Origin of the sequence: Methylobacterium sp. C1 (assembly GCF_001854385.1) — a bacterium.
Taxonomy (GTDB): Bacteria; Pseudomonadota; Alphaproteobacteria; order Rhizobiales; family Beijerinckiaceae; genus Methylobacterium; species Methylobacterium radiotolerans.
In genome coordinates this window covers 1683556-1699674 of record NZ_CP017640.1, presented here as the reverse complement: position 1 = coordinate 1699674, position 16119 = coordinate 1683556, and the positions used below count along the sequence as shown (strand labels likewise).

The following is a 16119-nucleotide window of genomic DNA, read 5'->3' as shown; positions in this document are numbered from 1 at the left end:
GCGGCCCCGAAGGCCCCGCCCCTGTCTGCCCGAACCCTGCCGAGGTCGCCGATGCCTGCCCCCGATCCAGCCCCCGCCAGGGCCGCCGCTCCCGAGGGAGGCGCCTCGACGGTCTGGACGCTCGCCCTCGCCACCGCGCTGATCGGCCTCGTCGCCCTCCCCCGCCGGCCGGCCCGGGGCGCGGTCGGTGCCGCGGCGGATTCCCCGGTCGATTCCTCGGCCGGTTCCTCGGCCGACCGTGCGCCCGGCCGGTCCGCCGACCGGGACGACGCGCGCCGGACGTCGCCCGCGCACGCGGGACGGGAGGCCCACGCCGTCGCCCGGGCCGAGGCCGATCGCGGGCGGTGGGCCTCGACGCCGACCGAGATCCCCGCCAAGGGCTGGAAGGACATCGCGCTGCGCGCGTATCACGACATCGGCGAGAACCGCCTGTCGCTGATCGCGGCCGGCGTCACCTTCTTCACGCTCCTGGCGATCTTCCCGGCGGTGGCGGCCCTGGTCTCCTGCTACGGCCTCGTGGCCGATGCCTCGACCATCAACGACCAGCTCGCCAGCCTCCAGGGCATCCTGCCCCAGGGCGCCCTGGAGATCGTCGGCGATCAGGTGAAGCGGCTGAACGAGCAGGGCAACACCACCCTCGGGTTCAGCCTGCTCATCAGCATCGCCCTGTCGGTCTGGAGCGCCAATGGCGGCGTGAAGCACGTCTTCGACGCCCTCAACCTCGTCTACAACGAGCGCGAGAAGCGCAACTTCCTCGTGCTCAATCTCGTCTCCCTCGCCTTCACGGCGGGGGCGCTCCTGTTCCTCCTCCTGGCGCTGGCCGCGGTGGTGGTGGTGCCGGTGGTGCTGGACTTCGTCGGGCTCGGCGCGGACGCGTGGTGGCTGGCGCTGCTGCGGTGGCCGGTCCTGCTCGTGGCGGTGCTGCTCGGCCTCGCCCTGCTCTACCGCTACGGGCCGAGCCGGGACGCGCCGCGCTGGCGCTGGGTCACGCCCGGGGGCGCCCTCGCGGCCCTGCTGTGGATCGTCGCGTCGCTGCTGTTCTCCTGGTACGTCGCCCATTTCGGCAGCTACAACAAGACCTACGGCTCGCTGGGCGCGGCGATCGGCTTCATGACCTGGATCTGGCTCTCGACCATGATCGTCCTGACCGGCGCCCAGGTGAACGCCGAGATGGAGCATCAGACCGCCGAGGACACGACCGTCGGCGCGCCGCAGCCGCTCGGCACGCGCCGGGCGCGCATGGCCGACACGGTGGGCGCCGCCGCGGAGTAGCGGGGCGTCCGGCCATCCGCGCGGGCAGGGACTTCTGGGCGCAGGGCCGCAGGGGGAGCGCGGCGCGGGGGAGAACGCCGACTTAACACAGGTTGGCGCACGTTTTTCCGCCGCAGGCACAAGCCGACCAAGAAGATCCGGACTTCGATGTACGGACGACGGTTTGGCCCCCTGCCGATAGAAATATCCGTGCCTCATTATTTCACCGATACCCTTGGCGGCGCCGTCGTGCGGGACGCTTCGGACGCGCGCGACGACGTCCGATCCCCCGCGGTCGCCCGCCCCGGTGCCTGCCCCGGCGCCTGCCCCGGCGCCTGCCCGGCCGGGCTCCGCCGTCCGGCCGCCGGCACGCCGGCGCCGCGGTGATCTGACCGGAGGCGGACGTGGAGAACCCGTTCGTACGGAAGATGGAGCGGCATGTCCGGCTCGCGCCGGAGGACCGCGCGGTGCTCGACGGGTTGGGGCGCCTGCATGTCCGCCACGTCGCGGCCCGGCAGGATATCGAGGGGCAGCAGAGCGACCCGTACCACACGCACCTGATCCTCGACGGCTGGGCCTGCCGGTACAAGCAGTTCCCGGACGGGCGGCGCGCGATCGTCGCGCTGCTCCTGCCGGGCGACCTGTGCGACCCGTTCGTGTTCCGCCGGGCGCGGATGGACCACGCCATCGGCGCGCTGACCCCCGTCACCGTCGCGCGGATCGCCCCGGAGCAAATCGGCGACGCGGTCCGCGGCCGGCCCGCGGTCGAGGAATGCCTGTGGCGGGAGTTGCTCGCCGCCACGGCGATCCACCGCGAGTGGATCGCCAGCGTCGGCCGTCGCTCGGCGATCGAGCGGCTGGCGCACCTGTTCTGCGAGCTCCACCTCCGTCTGACGCGCGTCGGCCTCGCGGACGGGACGACGCTGCCGATGCCGGTGACCCAGCCCGACCTCGCGGACGCCCTCGGCCAGACGAGCGTGCACATCAACCGCACCCTGAAGGAGCTGCGCACCGGCGGCCTCATCGCCCTGCGCAGCCGGCGCCTGACGATCCGCGACCTCGACGGGCTGCGGGAGCGCGGGCTGTTCGATCCCGCCTACCTGCAGCTCTCCTGAGCGGCGCGGGCGATACGCCGCGGCATCGGAGGCCGCGCGCGCCTTGCCGCGGGGCGGCCGCGGCCGATCTGAGGCGGACCTGTCATCCGCCACGGGCGCCCGCGCGACACACGATGCACATCCACCTCGACGCGCTCGGCGGCGTCGCCGGCGACATGTTCGCCGCCGCCCTGCTGGACGCCTTCCCCGAGCATCAGGCCGGCGTGTCCGCCAGCGTCCGGGCGGTCGACGCGCGCATCGCCTGCGCGGTCCGGGCCCACAATGACGGGATCCTCAGCGGCGCGCGCTTCGCCGTGTCGGCGCCCGGTGAGGTGTCCGGTGCGGTGTCCGGGCCCGCGCCGCACCGGCACGAACACCCCGCGCCCCACGAACACCCGCATCCTCACCCGCATCCCCACGATCACGGCCACGATCACGGCCAAGAGCACGGCCACGAGCACGGCCACGATCGGGCCCGCGCGCACGACCACGGCCACCGGCCCTGGTCGGAGATCCGCGCCGCGCTGGAGGCGGCGGACCTCGCGCCGGCGGTGCGGGCGCACGCGCTCGGCATTTTCGGGCATCTGGCCGACGCCGAGGCGCGGGTCCACGGCATCGCCGTGGAGGCGGTGGCGTTCCACGAGGTCGGCGCCGCCGACTCGATCGCCGACATCGTGGCCGCCGCCCACCTGATCGCCGCCCTGGGGACGCGCAGCTGGAGCGTCTCGGCCCTGCCGCTGGGCTCGGGCCGGGTGCGGACCCAGCACGGTCCCCTCCCCGTCCCGGCCCCCGCCACGACGCTGCTGCTGGCGGGTTTCGCGACCCTCGACGACGGGATCCCCGGCGAGCGCGTCACCCCCACCGGGGCGGCGATCCTGCGCCATCTCTGCGGCGACGATCCCGGGCGGGGCCGACCCCGGGGCATCCTCGGGCGCACCGGCATCGGCTTCGGCACCAAGGTCCTGCCGGGCCTGAGCAACTGCCTGCGTGCCCTCGTGCTGGAGGAGAACGCCGCCCCCGGCCCGGGCCGGCGGGATCTGGCGGTGATCGCCTTCGAGGTCGACGACCAGTCCGGCGAGGACCTCGCCACGGGCCTCGACCGGCTGCGCGCGGAGCCCGGCATCGTGGACGTCGTGCAGATGCCGGTGATCGGCAAGAAGGGCCGGATGATGGCCCGGATCCAGGTCCTGGTCCGCCCGGAGAGCCTGGAGGCGGCGATCGCGGCCTGCTTCCGGGAGACCACGACCATCGGCCTGCGTTACCACCCCGTGGAGGGCGCGGTGCTCGAGCGCGCTGCCCGAACGGTCGAGCACGACGGTCTTTCCGTCCGCGTGAAGATCGTGGCCCGGCCGGGCGGGCGCACCGCCAAGGCCGAGGCCGACGACGCCCGCGGCCGTGCGGGCCACGCCGCGCGGGCCGCCCTGCGCCGCGAGGCCGAGCGGCGCGCGCTGGAACAGGAGCAGGAGGAGCGGTGACGCGCCAGCATCTCGAATCGGTCCTCGCCGGGCTCGGGCCCGTGGCGGTGGCGGTGAGCGGCGGGGTCGACAGCCTGACGCTCGCCACCCTGGCCCACCGGCTGGCGCCGGGGGCGACGCTCGTGGTCCACGCGGTCTCGCCGGCCGTGCCCGGGGAAGCGACCGCGCGCGTCCGGGCCGAGGCCGCCCGCGAGGGCTGGGATCTGCGGGTGATCGAGGCCGGCGAGTTCGCCGACCCGGCCTACCGGGCGAACCCGGTCAACCGCTGCTTCTTCTGCAAGACCAATCTCTACGGCGCGGTCCGGCAGGTCACGGACCGGCAGATCCTGTCGGGGGCCAACCGCGACGACCTCGGCGAGTACCGCCCCGGCCTCGACGCGGCCCGGGAGCACGGGGTGCGCCATCCCTACGTGGAGGCGGGGTTCGACAAGGCGTCCGTCCGGGCGCTCGCCCGCGACCTCGGCCTCGGCGCGGTGGCGGAATTGCCGGCGGCGCCCTGCCTGTCGAGCCGGGTCGAGACCGGCATCGCGATCGAGCCGGAGACCTTGCGCTTCATCCACGCGGTCGAGCGGCTGGTCGGCGGGGCGCTCGACGCGGAGAGCGGCGCCAAGCGCGCGGTCCGCTGCCGGGTGCGCGCCGAGGGCGTGGTGGTGGAACTCGATCCCGGGAGCTTGGCGGCCCTCGGCACCCGGGATCGCGAAAAGCTCGGGGCGGGCATCCGGGACATCGCGCCGGCGCGTCTCGCCGGCCCGGTCCGGTTCGCGCCCTACCGGGTCGGCAGCGCCTTCCTGGTGCAGCAGGGGGAGGGCCGGGCGTGAGCGTCGCCGAAGAATTCACCCTCGATTTCGCCCGGTCCGAGCGGATCGGCCTGGAGGAGGCGATCTTCTGCGCCGGCAAGAGCCCGGAGCAGATCGACGCGATCCTGGAGGCCGCCCGGGCGCGGGGTACCTCGCTCCTGCTCACCCGCCTCGACCCGGAGAAGCGCGACCGGCTCGATGCGGCGGCCCGGCTCGACTACTGCCCGGTCTCGCGCACGGCGGTGTTCGGCGAGCCGCCGCGGATCACCGGTCCCGCCCGGGTCGCCGTGGTAGCGGCCGGCACCTCGGACGTGCCCGTCGCCCGCGAGGCCCTGCGGGTGCTGGCCTATGCCGGCCGGGCGGCCTCGCTCTTCGCCGATGTCGGCGTCGCCGGCCTGTGGCGGCTGACCTCGCGGATCGAGGAGATCCGGGCGCATCCGGTGGTGATCGTCGCCGCCGGCATGGACGCGGCGTTGCCCAGCGTCGTCGGCGGCCTCGTGGCGGGCGCGGTGATCGCGGTGCCGACCTCCGTGGGCTACGGCGTCGCGGCGGGCGGGCGCGCCGCCCTCGACGCCGTGCTGGCGAGCTGCGCGCCGGGCATCACGGTGGTCAACATCGACAACGGCTACGGCGCCGCCTGCGCCGCCCTGCGCCTGCTCCACGCGGCAGGACGCCTCGCCGAGGAGACCGAACGATGAGCCGGTCCGACGCATTACCTCCCCTCACCCGGACATTCGCGAACGGAGACAGCCGATGGAACGCCGCAGCTTCCTACAGGGCGCCGTGCTCGGCGCGGGCCTCGCGGGCGCCGGCAGCGCAGGAGCGGCCGTGAACGCCCCCGCGCTCCCTGGCAACCGCCCGCAGGACCCGGCCGACCTGCCCTTCGTCACCGATCCCGGCGAGCGCCGGGGCGAGATGCTCTACCGGTCGTTCGGGAAGACGTCGGAGAAGATCTCGGCGATCGGCATGGGCGGGTTCCATCTCGGCAAGAGCGCCGTGACGGACGACGAGGCGACCCGGCTGATCCATGCCGGGATCGACCGCGGCATCACCTTCATGGACAATTGCTGGGACTACAACGACGGGCGCTCCGAGCTCCGCATGGGCGCGGCGCTGGCCCAGGGCGGCTACCGCGACAAGGTCTTCCTGATGTCCAAGATGGACGGGCGGACCAAGGAGGAGGCGATCAAGCAGATCGACCAGTCGCTCCTGCGCCTGCGCACCGACCGGATCGACCTCGTCCAGCACCACGAGATCCTGCGCTACGACGATCCCGACCGGGTCTTCGCCGAGGGGGGCGCCATGGAGGGCTTCCTGGAGGCGAAGAAGCAGGGCAAGCTGCGCTACATCGGCTTCACCGGCCACAAGGACCCGCGCATCCACCTGCAGATGCTGGAGGTGGCGGCCGAGCGCGGCTTCCACTTCGATTCCGTGCAGATGCCCGTCAACGTGATGGACGCGCATTTCCGCTCGTTCAGCCACCTCGTCCTGCCCTATCTCGTGCAGAACGGCATCGCGCCGCTCGCCATGAAGACCTTCGGCGACGGGGTGATCCTGAAGGCGGACGCGCCGATCAAGCCGCTCGAGTACCTGCATTTCTCGCTGAACCTGCCGGTCTCGGTGGTGATCACCGGCATCCAGAACCAGCGCGACCTCGACCAAGCCTTCGAGGCGGTGAAGACCTTCAAGCCGATGGACAGGGCGGCGGTGGCCGAGCTGCTGTCGCGCTCGAAGCCCTACGCGCTGGAGGGCAAGTACGAGCTGTTCAAGACGAGCGCCACCTTCGACGGCACGGCCAAGAACGCGGCGTGGCTCGGCGAGGATGTCGCGAGCGTGAAGAAGCTCGCGCCGACGATGGAGTAGGGGGCGGACGTCCGGGCCCTCGGGCGACGTCCGACCCTCCACCTCAGGACGAGGGCGCGCCGGAAGTCCGCACCCAGCCTCCCCCTCACGCCACGTCTTCCAGCCGGATCGGCAGGCTGCGGATCCGGCGGCCGGTGGCGTGGTGGACGGCGTTGGCGATGGCCGCGTTCACCCCGATGATGCCGAGCTCGCCCAGGCCCTTCAGCCCCAGCGCGTCCACCCGGTCGTCGGGATCGGGCACCAGCAGCGCCTCGACCTCCGGCGCGTCCGCCGCGGTGGGGACGAGGTACTCGGCCAGATCCGGATTGCGGTAGGCGGCGCCGTCCACCACCGTCTCCTCGAGCAGCGCCGAGCCGAGCCCCCAGATCATCCCGCCCGTGAGCTGGCTCTTCGCGGTCAGCGGGTTGAGGATCCGCCCCGCCGCGAAGGCGCCGGTGAGCCGGGCGACCCGGATCTCCCCGGTCTCGGCGTGGACGTGGACCTCCGCGAACTGCGCCCCGAAGCCCCAGGACACCGCCTTCCCCGCGCCGCCCAGGCTGAGCCCGATATGGCCGCCGCGCAGGCCCTTGAGCGCCGTCTCCCGGTCGCTGCCCTCCGGCACGAAGGCTGCGACGGTCTCGACGCCCTCTGAACCGACGGCCTCCGCGAGCGGGATCCCGGTCCCCTCCGGGGCGACGAGCCGGCCACCCACGAGGCGCAGGGTGCCCGGATCCCGGCCGGCGAGGCGGCCCCCCTGCCCGGTCGCGGCCTGCGCCACAACCTGTCGGATCTGCCCGCAGCCGAGCGCCAGCGCGCTCATGAGGCTGGTGGTCGTGCTCGACCCGCCCGAGATGCCGGCCGCCGGCAGGTCCGTGTCGCCGAGCCGGACCGTCACCCGCTCCACCGGCACGCCGAGCCCGTCCGCCGCGCCCAGGGCGAGCAGCGTGGTGATGCCGTTGCCGATCTCGTGGTGCGCGCAGGCGACCTCCGCGGAGCCGTCCGGGCCCAGCCGGACCCGCATGGTCGCGGCGGCGATCTTCACCGGCCGCACCGAGGCGGCGCAGCCGAGCCCCACCCGCCAGGGTCCGTCGCGCATCGAGCCCGGGCGCGGCACCCGGCGCGACCAGCCGAAGGCCCGCGCGCCCGCCGCGAAGCAGGCCATCAGCGGCCGGGTCGAGAACGGCTTTCCCGAGACCGGATCGACCGCCGTGTCGTTGATCCGGCGCAGCGCGATCGGATCCATGCCGAGCGCGACCGCCATCTCGTCGACGGCGCTCTCCAGGGCGAACAGGAACGGCACCTCCGGGGGCGCCCGCATCGGCCCGGGCGTGTTGCGGTCGACCCGCGCGGCCCGCTCCGCGGTGCGGATGTTCGGGCAGGCGTAGAGGCTCGCCGTCACCTCCGCACCCTCCATGACGAAGGGATCGAAGCGCGACGTCACGGTCTCGGCCTCGTGCACCAGGGCGGTGAAGCGGCCCGTCCGGTCGGCGCCGAGGCGGATGGTGTGGCGCGATTCCGGCCGGTAATTGGCGATGGTGAAGCACTGTCGCCGGCTCGGCATCAGGGAGACCGGCCGGTCGAGGCGCTTGGCCGCGAGCGCAACCAGCGCGGTGTGCTGCGACAGGGCGAATTTCGAGCCGAAATGGCCGCCGATCAGGCCCGCCACCACCCGCACCTGCGCGGGATCGAGCCCGAGCTGCGCCGCGAGCCCGTGCTGGACGGCGCCGACGTAGCGGGTCGGCTCGTGCACGGTGAGCCGGTCGCCGTCCCAGGCGGCCCGGGTGGTGAACAGCTCGATCGGGTTGTGGTGCTGGACCGGCGTCGCGTAGCGCGCCTCGACCCGGATGGCCGCGCCGGCCAAGCCGGCCTCGGCGTCGCCCCGGGCGATGTCCTCGTGGTGGGGTTTCAGGTCGGCGAGGCGCACGGTCTCGGCGCCGGGCGCGTCGAAGCCGCCAGCGGCGGGCTCGGCCGCGTAGGCGACCGTGACCGCGCCGGCCGCCGCCTCGGCGGCCTCCAGAGTCTCGGCGACGACCAGCGCCACGATCTGGCCGGCATAGGCGACGGCGTCGGAATCCAGCGGCCGGTGCGAGCTGTTGGCGTAGCCGCCGGCCATCAGGTGCTTCACCGGCGCCACCGCGCCCGCGAAATCCCGGTGGGTGAAGATGCGCAGGACGCCCGGCACCCGCTCGGCCGCCGCGAGGTCGAACCCGGTGATGCGGCCCCGGGCGACCGTGCTGGTCACCAGGGCCGCGTGGGCCGTGCCGGATTCCGGCCCCGTGAGGTCGGAGCTGTAGCGGGCCCGGCCGGTGACCTTGTCGGGGCCCTCGACCCGGACGTGGGACTGGCCGAGACGGCCGTCGGTTTCCCCTGCGCGCGCGTCCATGCCGCCCTCCCCGTTCGCGGCCGCTCGGGCCCATCGCAAAGGAAGGAAGCGCCGCGAGGGCGTTCCGGCTCCCTGGGTGGCGGGGCGACAGGATGCAGCGGCCGGACCGAACCGGCCGTCCTCGCGAGCGGAGCGAAGCGACCGAGGGCAGCGCGCCCTGGATCGGCGGGGCGCCACCTGGACGGCTTCGCGCCGCTCGCGAGGACGGGGCTGCGACGGGCTTCCGCCGCAGCCCGGGATCTCAGTTCAGGACCTTGCCGTCCGGTCCGACCTTGACCTCCTGCTCCTTGTCGGCGCCGGCGACCTTGATCTCGTACTGGACCGTGGAGCCGTCCTTCTCGACCTCGGCCTCGTAGGCCTTGCCGCCGCCGGCCTTCTGCTCGGCGATGGCGAGCGCGTCCTTCAGGGAGGTCTTCGCGTTCTGGAAGTCGGAGGCCTTCAGCCGGGTGAAGTAGCGCTCGATCGGCTGGTTCTCGGTCTTGTAGAGGGCGCCGGTGTCGGCGTTGATGCCGTACTCGACGAGCTTGCCGCTCGGGTACACGACCTTGATCGCGTAGTGGGCCGGATCCTTGCTGTCGGCCTTCTCGAAATCGGCGTCGATGGCGCGGCCGCCCTTCTCGTCGCCCTGCGACTCGGCGGTGGCGAGGGCCTGGGCGAGGCCGACCTTGGCGACCTTGGCGACCTGCCACTCTTTCATGTTGCTGTCCGCCTTCGTGGCGGGCTCGGCCGGCGTCGCGGTGGGCGTCTGGGCCAGGGCGAGGCCGGTGGAGAGGGCCAGGAGGCCGGCTGCGGCGGTGAGACGGGTGATCATGGCGGGGTGTCCCTTCGCGGGTTCGTTCAAGGATGCGTGAAACGTCGGGTCCGGAAACTCGGTTGCCCGCGATCGGGAAAAAATTCGGCTCCCGCCCCCCCGGCGAGACGGAGGGCCGGCGCCCCTGTATGACACGCGGACGTTCCGGCGCGCCGCTCGGCGACGGCGGACATTTCTCCGATGGAGCCGGTCATGACCGCGCACGAGCCCGAGCCGCTGGACGAGTTCACCCGCCTGCACGCCAAGCTGTCCGCCCTGGAGATCGTGCTCGGCGTCCTGATCGGGCGGCTCTCCGAGGAGAACCCGGAGATCCGCGAGGACGTGAAGCGTGACGTGGCGGCGATCCTGTCGGACATGCCGATCGACGGCTCGAGCGAGGAGATGATCGCCGCCGAGGTCCGCCGCGCCGCCGAGGTGCTGACCAGCGTGTCGATCGGCTGAGCCGTCAGCGCGGCGGCATCCGCAGCGCCCCGTCGAGCCGGATGGTCTCGCCGTTCAGCATCGGGTTCTCGCAGATGTGGCGGACGAGGTCGGCGTATTCCGACGGGCGGCCGAGGCGCGGCGGGAACGGCACGCTCTGGCCGAGCGTGTCCTGCACGTCCTGGGGCAGGCCCGCCATCATCGGCGTCTCGAAGATGCCGGGCGCGATGGTGACCACCCGGATGCCGTGCCGGGCGAGTTCCCGGGCGATCGGCAGGGTCATGGACACCACCCCGCCCTTCGAGGCCGCGTAGGCGGCCTGCCCGATCTGGCCGTCGAAGGCCGCGATCGAGGCGGTGTTCACGATCACGCCCCGGGCGCCCGCCCCGTCCGGCGCTTCCCGGGCGATGGCGTCGGCGGCCAGCCGGATCATGTTGAACGTGCCGACGAGGTTGACCGAGACCGCCCGCGCGAAGGTCTCGAGCCGGTGCGGCGCGTCGCGGCCGACCACCTTCTCCCCCGGCGCGATGCCGGCGCAGTTCACGAGCCCGTGGAGGTGCCCGAACGCGTCCAGCGCCGTCCGCACCGCCGCCGCGCCGTCCGCCTCGCGGGTGACGTCCGTCTCGACGAAGCGGGCCCGCGCCCCGAGATCCGCCGCCACCCGGGCGCCGGCCTCCCGGGCGATGTCGGCCACGACCACCCGGGCCCCCGCCGCCGCGAGGCCCCGCGCCGCCGCCTCCCCGAGGCCCGAGCCCGCGCCCGTGACGACGAAGACCCGGTCCCTGATCATCTCGCTGGCCATCGTGGCTCCCCGACGCTCCCGGGCGGCCGACGGCGCCCCGCGATCCCCGAGGTAGCGCGGCGGCGCGGCCGCCGGAAGGCGTCCGGCCCGGCACCCGGGCCGACCGGACCCGCGCGGCGATTGACGTGTGATTTTTTCCCACATATAGATTGCGGCGGCGGCCCAAGATATCGGGCCGTCTCTTCAAGTGTTTCCGGCGCTCCATCGCGCAGTGGCAAGTCGTGTGGCCGCGCGCGATCAGTCGACGCCCGTCGCCCTCCGCTCCCGTCCGTCCGGGAGCGGCCGATTCCCCACGCCTGATCAGGACCGCCATGGGCGCCCACTGGATCGAGACCGCGGCCCGGCATTGGCGGCACGGGCGGATCGTCGGGCGTCGCTTCGCCGAGCGGCGTCCCGGCATCCGCGCGGCGCTTCGGGCGGCCGCGCCCGACAGCGTGCTGCTCGCCGGCAATTCCCACGCGGAGTTCGTCGGCGCGCCGGATCTCGGCGGCCGGCCCTGCATCAACATCGCGGTCGGCGGCAGCACCGCGGCCGATTGCGGCCGTCATCTCGCGGCGCTGCGCGTCCCGGTCCGCTGCGCGGCCGCGGTGCTGATCATCGGCACCAACGATATCCAGCGCTGGCGGCATCCCGAGCGGGCCCGGGTGGCCGACCGGTTCGAGGCCGATGTCGGGGGCATCCTGCGCCGCCTGGAGCCCTGGGCCGCGCGGGTCTTCGTCGCCGCGATCCCGCCGATCGGTGCCGGGGCGGCCGGCCGGGATCCCGCCGCCGTCGCGGTCTTCACGGCACGCTTGGCCGCGCTCTGCGCCGCGGGGGGGTACGCCTTCATCGACCCGTTCGCGCCGTGGCGATCCGGCGCCGGCGGCCTCGCCGGACCGGGCCTCCACCGGGACGGCGTGCACTTGGCCGATTACGCGCCCCTGGCCGCGGCGCTCGCCCGCGCGGTGGCGGCCGATATCGGAACGATCGACGCGCGGGCGAGCGCCGCGGTCCCGCCCGCGCCCGTCCGCAGGCCCGCCCCGGCCGCGCCCCTCCGGGTCCTGCGCGCGGCGTGGATCGGACGACCGTGAGGATCCGCGCGCGCCTCGCAGCCCTGCGGCCGCCCGCGCGCGGCGCCGGGAAGCCCCTTCCCCTGCGGGTCTGGCCCGCCGACGAGTCGGTCTGGCTCGACGAGAACGGCGTCCGCGACGCGCGGGCGGCGCGGCGCGCCCTCGCGGCGCTGGCCACCCTCGGATCCTGCGGCCGGTACGGGGCCCGGATCGCCGGCCGGGGCAAGGTCGTGACCGGTCCGGCCAGCGCGCTCGTCCTGCGCGACGCGGAGGCGGAGATCGGGTTCGTCCTCAGCGTCACGCCCTACGGGTACGGCGCGGAGCCGTTCTGAGCGGGGTCCGGTCAGGGCGAGGTCGTGCACAGCAGGGTCGGCGCGCAGGCCGTCCGGAAGCCCACCCGGGCGTAGAGCGCCTCGATCCTGCCGCCGGCCGGGCACTGCAGGAAGACCTGGGCGGCCCCCCGCGCCCGCGCCTCGCGCAGGGCCGCGACCGTCACGGCGGTGCCGAGGCCGCGGCGCTGCCGGTCGGCCCGCGTGCTGACATTGTACAGCCCGGCGGTCTCGCCGCGCAGGTAGAGGCTGGCGCAGGCCGCCGGCCCGGCGGCGTCGCGCAGGACGAGGTGCAGCGCCGCGAGGCCGGGCCGGCCCCGGGCCGCGCGCAGCGCCGGGATGTAGTAGCGGCGCAGATGCGTCCGCACGGCCGGCGCGTCGGACAGGTGGGCGAAGACCCGCTCGAAATCCGGCCCCGGCGCGGGCGTCGCCTGCACGGTGACGGCGCTGCCGGCCGGGGCCGGCGCCGGGAGCCCCCGCGCCACCATCCAGCTCGCCGGGTAGAGGATCGCGGGCTCGAACAGGGCGCGCAGCAGCGCGATCTCCCCGTCGTCCCGGGCCAGGAAGGCCGGCGCCCGGGCGCGTCCGAGGGCCGCCGCGCCCGCCCAGGCGAACTGGTCGGGACGGCGGACCCCGAAGGCGAAGTTCAGGGTCGGGTCCGGGATGCTGCGCGACCAGACGTAGCCGGCCCCGCCGGGGCCGTGCTCGAGGCCGTCGATCAGGGAGCCGGTGAGCGCCGCGACATGGGCGTCGCGCAGGGCGTCGAAGGTCGGTTCGCGCTCCTGCATGTCAGGCGGCCGTCCAGGCAGGGGCCCGCGCGGGGGACAGCGCGGGTGCCTCGGCGGCCGGCGCCGTCAGCGCGGCGATCCGGTCGTGGAGGTGCGGGGACAGGACGATGTCGAGGTGATCCGTGTCGGGGACGGTCTCCACCCCGAGGAGCCGGTCGGTGAGCGGCGCCCAGTCGATCACCGGCAGGCCGCGGGCCCGCGAATCCGCCGCCGCGAAGCTGCGGATCGGCACCGTGCCGGGCTCCAGGCGGAGGGCCCGGAACTGGATCGCGTGGTCGACGAGCGTCCAGAGCATCCGCTCCCGGCTGCCGACCTCGGGACCGTCGGCCGGCAGGGGCTGCGGCTCGGCGGCGAGGAAGCGCAGGAACTGCACCGTGGCCTCCGGGTCCATGCGGGCGCGCAGGGCCTCCCAGTGCGCGCGCATCGGCGCGCGCGCGAGCCAGGCCTCGACCAGGGCCTCGTGCGCCGCCCGCTCCGCGGGCTCGATCGGCCGGCCGGCGCCCGGGGCGAAGTTGGCCTCCAGGGCGCAGGCGTCGAGCATGCCGACCCAGTCCAGGGGACAGTCCGGGCCGAGCCGCCGGGCGGTCTCGTAGGCGAGCACCCCGCCCCAGGACCAGCCGAGGAAGACGCAGGACCCCGCGCGGCCGCGCATGAGGTCGCGCACCCGCTCGGCATAGGCGTCCGCGAGCTCGGCCACGGCCGGCAGGGGCCGGACCGCCTCCACCAGGGAGGCGCAGAGGAAGCCGTGCGCCTCCTGCTCGGGGCCGAGATGGGCCACCAGGGGCTCGTATTCCCGGGTGCTGACGAGCAGCCCCGGGAACAGCACCAGCAGCGGCCGGCCGCTCTCCGGCCGGCCGGCGGACAGCCGGACCAGGGGCGCGAGGCCCTCCGCATCGGCAGCCTCCGATCCGGCGTCGATCCGCGCCGCCAGCTCCGCGATGGTCGGATCGCGCAGGAGATCCGCCACGCCGATCCCGCCCCGCGGGGCGATGAGGCGCAGGCGCGCCACCAGCCGCAGGGCCGACAGGGAATCGCCGCCGAGCTCGAAGAAGCGCCGGTCCGCCACCCGGACCGGGAAGCCCAGGCACTCGGACCAGATCCCGGCGAGGCGCCGCTCCGTGGCGGTCCCGGGCGGGCGCCCGCGCCGGTCGTCGGCGGCGGGATCCGGCAGGGCGTTGCGGTCGACCTTGCCGTTGGCGGTGACCGGCAGCCGGTCGAGGATCGTCAGGCTCGCCGGCACCATCGGCTCCGGGAGGGTGCGGGCGAGGCCGGCACGCAGGCGTCCGGGCTCCGGTCGGCGTCCGCGTGACGGCACGACGTAGGCCGCGAGATAGGCGCCGGCCGGGCCCTCCCGGCGCAGGATCGCGGCCTCCGCGACCCCCGGCAGGGCGCGCAGGGCCGCCTCGACCTCGCCGATCTCGATCCGGTGGCCGCGGATCTTGACCTGATCGTCCGCCCGCCCCGCGAAGGCGAGGGTTCCGTCGGGCCGCCGCCGGACCCGGTCGCCGGTGCGGTACATCCGGCCGCCGCCCGCGGCGAACGGGTCGGGCAGGAAGCGCTCGGCGGTGAGCGCCGGGCGCTCCCAGTAGCCCCGGGCGAGGCCGCCGCCGATGTAGAGCTCGCCGGTCTCGCCGTCCGCGACCGGCTCGAGGTCGGGCCCGAGCACGTAGGCCGCCCGCGCCCCGACCGGGCCGCCGATCGGCGCGTAGGGCTCGGCGAAGGTCGCGTCCGGCGGCACCGCCCAGACGAGGGGCGAGATCACGCACTCGGTCGGGCCGTAGCCGTTGATCAGCAGCCGGGGCTTCAGGGCGCGGCCGAGCCGCGCGAAGGTCTCCCGGGGCATCCCCTCGCCGCCGAAGGAGTAGACCTGGACCGGGGGCGCCTCGCCCAGGCGCTCGGCCCATTCGGCGAGCTGGCCGATGAAGCTCGTGGGGAAGCCGGCATGGGTCACCCGGTGGCGGCGGATCTGCGCCAGGGTCTCGGCGGCGGTCCAGAGCTCGGGCCCGCGCAGCACGATGCAGCCGCCGGCGACGAGCGGCGTCATCCAGCGCTCGTGGGCGCCGTCGAACGCGAAGGACAGGACGTGGAGTTCGCGCGACTCCGCGTCCATCGCGTAGGCCTCGGCCGTGGTGCGGCAGTGCATGGCCAGCGGCCCGTGCTCCACGAGCACGCCCTTCGGCGTCCCGGTCGAGCCCGACGTGTAGATCAGGTAGGCGGCATCCCCCGGCTCCGGCAGGGCGGGACGGGGGCCGTCCGCGGCGGCCTCCAGCGCGGCGGGATCGAGCCGGGCGACGCCCGCGGGCAGTTCCAGGCGCGCGGCGATCGCGGCGGTGGTGAGACACTGCGCGATGCCGGCATCCGCCAGCATCGCGCGGACGCGGGCGGCCGGGTAGGCCGGGTCGACGGGCAGGAAGGCCGCGCCGGCCCGCAGCACCCCGAGCAGCGCCACGATGGTTTCCGGCGCGCGCTCCAGCGCCACCGCGACCCGGTGGCCGCGCCCGATTCCGCGCGCCGCGAGCCCGGCCGCGAGGGCGCCGGCCCGGGTGTCGAGTTCGCCCCGGGTCAGCGTCCGGGTCCCGAACAGCACCGCCGGCCGTTCGGGCTCGGCGGCGGCGAGGCGGGCGAGCCGGGCCGGGACGCTCTCGCGGTCGGCGTCGGGGGCGAGCACCGAGGCGGGGGTGGCTTCGGGGGTGGCTGCGGGGGCGGCTTCGGTCACCCGCGCCGGATCCGCGATCCAGTCCCGGGCCGCCGCGATCCCGCAGGGGCCGTACGCCCGGGTCCAGCCGGCGGGCAGCGCCCGGCCCGCCGGCCAGAAGGCGCCGTGCCCGGCCCGGTCGAAGGCCACCACCACCGGCTCGAAGGTCCAGTCCGCGGCCGGGTCCGCGGCCGTGCCCGCGATGGTGCCCGCCATCGCGCCCGCAACAGCGCCCGCGCCCGCCTCTGCGCTCGCCTCCTGGCCGGCCTGCTGGTCCATCCGCTCGCTCCTGCGCCGCTCCGGGCTTCGACGGAGTGACGGTTGAGGCGGGGGGCCGTTCACGGCCGCGCCCCGGGGCCGCCGGGACGCGACCGCGCGAAACG

The 16119-nt window shown here is 75.1% G+C and carries 14 protein-coding genes; 9 read left to right on the top strand and 5 right to left on the bottom strand.

What is annotated here, in order from left to right:
• Positions 1 to 51: 51 nt before the first annotated feature.
• From BKE41_RS07970 to BKE41_RS07945, 6 genes are all read left to right on the top strand, one after another.
• Positions 52 to 1272, top strand: a complete 1221-nt coding sequence (locus tag BKE41_RS07970) for a YihY/virulence factor BrkB family protein (protein ID WP_070999026.1) — start codon at positions 52 to 54, stop codon at positions 1270 to 1272.
• Between the two features lie 383 nt (positions 1273 to 1655).
• Entirely contained in the window at positions 1656 to 2366 is a 711-nt protein-coding gene (locus BKE41_RS07965; RefSeq protein ID WP_012318346.1) for a Crp/Fnr family transcriptional regulator, read from the top strand.
• A 113-nt stretch (positions 2367 to 2479) separates the two neighbouring features.
• Complete coding sequence (locus tag BKE41_RS07960; RefSeq protein ID WP_070999024.1) at positions 2480 to 3820, top strand: LarC family nickel insertion protein; 1341 nt, start codon at positions 2480 to 2482, stop codon at positions 3818 to 3820.
• Positions 3817 to 4638: an adenine nucleotide alpha hydrolase gene (locus tag BKE41_RS07955; protein WP_012318344.1), complete on the top strand. Its 822-nt coding sequence runs from the start codon at positions 3817 to 3819 to the stop codon at positions 4636 to 4638. The genes BKE41_RS07960 and BKE41_RS07955 overlap by 4 nt, the downstream gene beginning before the upstream one ends.
• The gene (gene larB, locus BKE41_RS07950; protein WP_070999023.1) at positions 4635 to 5315 is read left to right on the top strand and encodes a nickel pincer cofactor biosynthesis protein LarB; all 681 of its coding nucleotides are present in this window, start codon (positions 4635 to 4637) and stop codon (positions 5313 to 5315) included. Before BKE41_RS07955 ends, larB begins: the two co-directional genes overlap by 4 nt.
• Positions 5316 to 5370: 55 nt before the next feature.
• A complete protein-coding gene (locus BKE41_RS07945) occupies positions 5371 to 6480 on the top strand; it encodes an aldo/keto reductase (protein WP_024830591.1) in 1110 nt (369 codons plus the stop codon).
• Positions 6481 to 6565: 85 nt separating this feature from the next.
• Here BKE41_RS07945 and BKE41_RS07940 read toward each other — a convergent pair whose 3' ends face one another.
• Positions 6566 to 8842 carry a xanthine dehydrogenase family protein molybdopterin-binding subunit gene (locus BKE41_RS07940; protein WP_070999021.1) on the bottom strand — a complete coding sequence of 759 codons (2277 nt, stop codon included), beginning with the start codon at positions 8840 to 8842 and terminating at the stop codon, positions 6566 to 6568.
• 241 nt (positions 8843 to 9083) lie between these two features.
• Positions 9084 to 9653 (bottom strand): PepSY domain-containing protein, encoded by a 570-nt coding sequence (locus BKE41_RS07935; protein WP_012318340.1) that lies wholly within the window; start codon positions 9651 to 9653, stop codon positions 9084 to 9086.
• A 192-nt stretch (positions 9654 to 9845) separates the two neighbouring features.
• Between BKE41_RS07935 and BKE41_RS07930 the strand changes: the two genes are divergently transcribed.
• Complete coding sequence (locus BKE41_RS07930; protein WP_012318339.1) at positions 9846 to 10094, top strand: hypothetical protein; 249 nt, start codon at positions 9846 to 9848, stop codon at positions 10092 to 10094.
• Between the two features lie 4 nt (positions 10095 to 10098).
• On the opposite strand, the gene BKE41_RS07925 is transcribed toward BKE41_RS07930, so the two are convergent.
• Positions 10099 to 10875, bottom strand: coding sequence for a 3-hydroxyacyl-CoA dehydrogenase (locus BKE41_RS07925; protein ID WP_012318338.1), 777 nt, complete (start codon positions 10873 to 10875; stop codon positions 10099 to 10101).
• A gap of 311 nt (positions 10876 to 11186) precedes the next feature.
• On the opposite strand from BKE41_RS07925, the gene BKE41_RS07920 reads away from it, so the two are divergent.
• Together BKE41_RS07920 and BKE41_RS07915 are read left to right on the top strand one after the other, a co-directional pair.
• The gene (locus tag BKE41_RS07920) at positions 11187 to 11945 is read left to right on the top strand and encodes an SGNH/GDSL hydrolase family protein (protein WP_024830594.1); all 759 of its coding nucleotides are present in this window, start codon (positions 11187 to 11189) and stop codon (positions 11943 to 11945) included.
• Positions 11942 to 12256, top strand: a complete 315-nt coding sequence (locus BKE41_RS07915) for a hypothetical protein (RefSeq protein ID WP_012318336.1) — start codon at positions 11942 to 11944, stop codon at positions 12254 to 12256. Before BKE41_RS07920 ends, BKE41_RS07915 begins: the two co-directional genes overlap by 4 nt.
• A gap of 11 nt (positions 12257 to 12267) precedes the next feature.
• Here the strand turns inward: BKE41_RS07915 and BKE41_RS07910 are convergent, their stop codons facing one another.
• Together BKE41_RS07910 and BKE41_RS07905 are read right to left on the bottom strand one after the other, a co-directional pair.
• Positions 12268 to 13041 carry a GNAT family N-acetyltransferase gene (locus BKE41_RS07910; protein WP_024830596.1) on the bottom strand — a complete coding sequence of 258 codons (774 nt, stop codon included), beginning with the start codon at positions 13039 to 13041 and terminating at the stop codon, positions 12268 to 12270.
• A 1-nt stretch (position 13042) separates the two neighbouring features.
• Positions 13043 to 16015, bottom strand: a complete 2973-nt coding sequence (locus tag BKE41_RS07905) for an amino acid adenylation domain-containing protein (protein WP_070999019.1) — start codon at positions 16013 to 16015, stop codon at positions 13043 to 13045.
• Positions 16016 to 16119 lie beyond the last annotated feature (104 nt).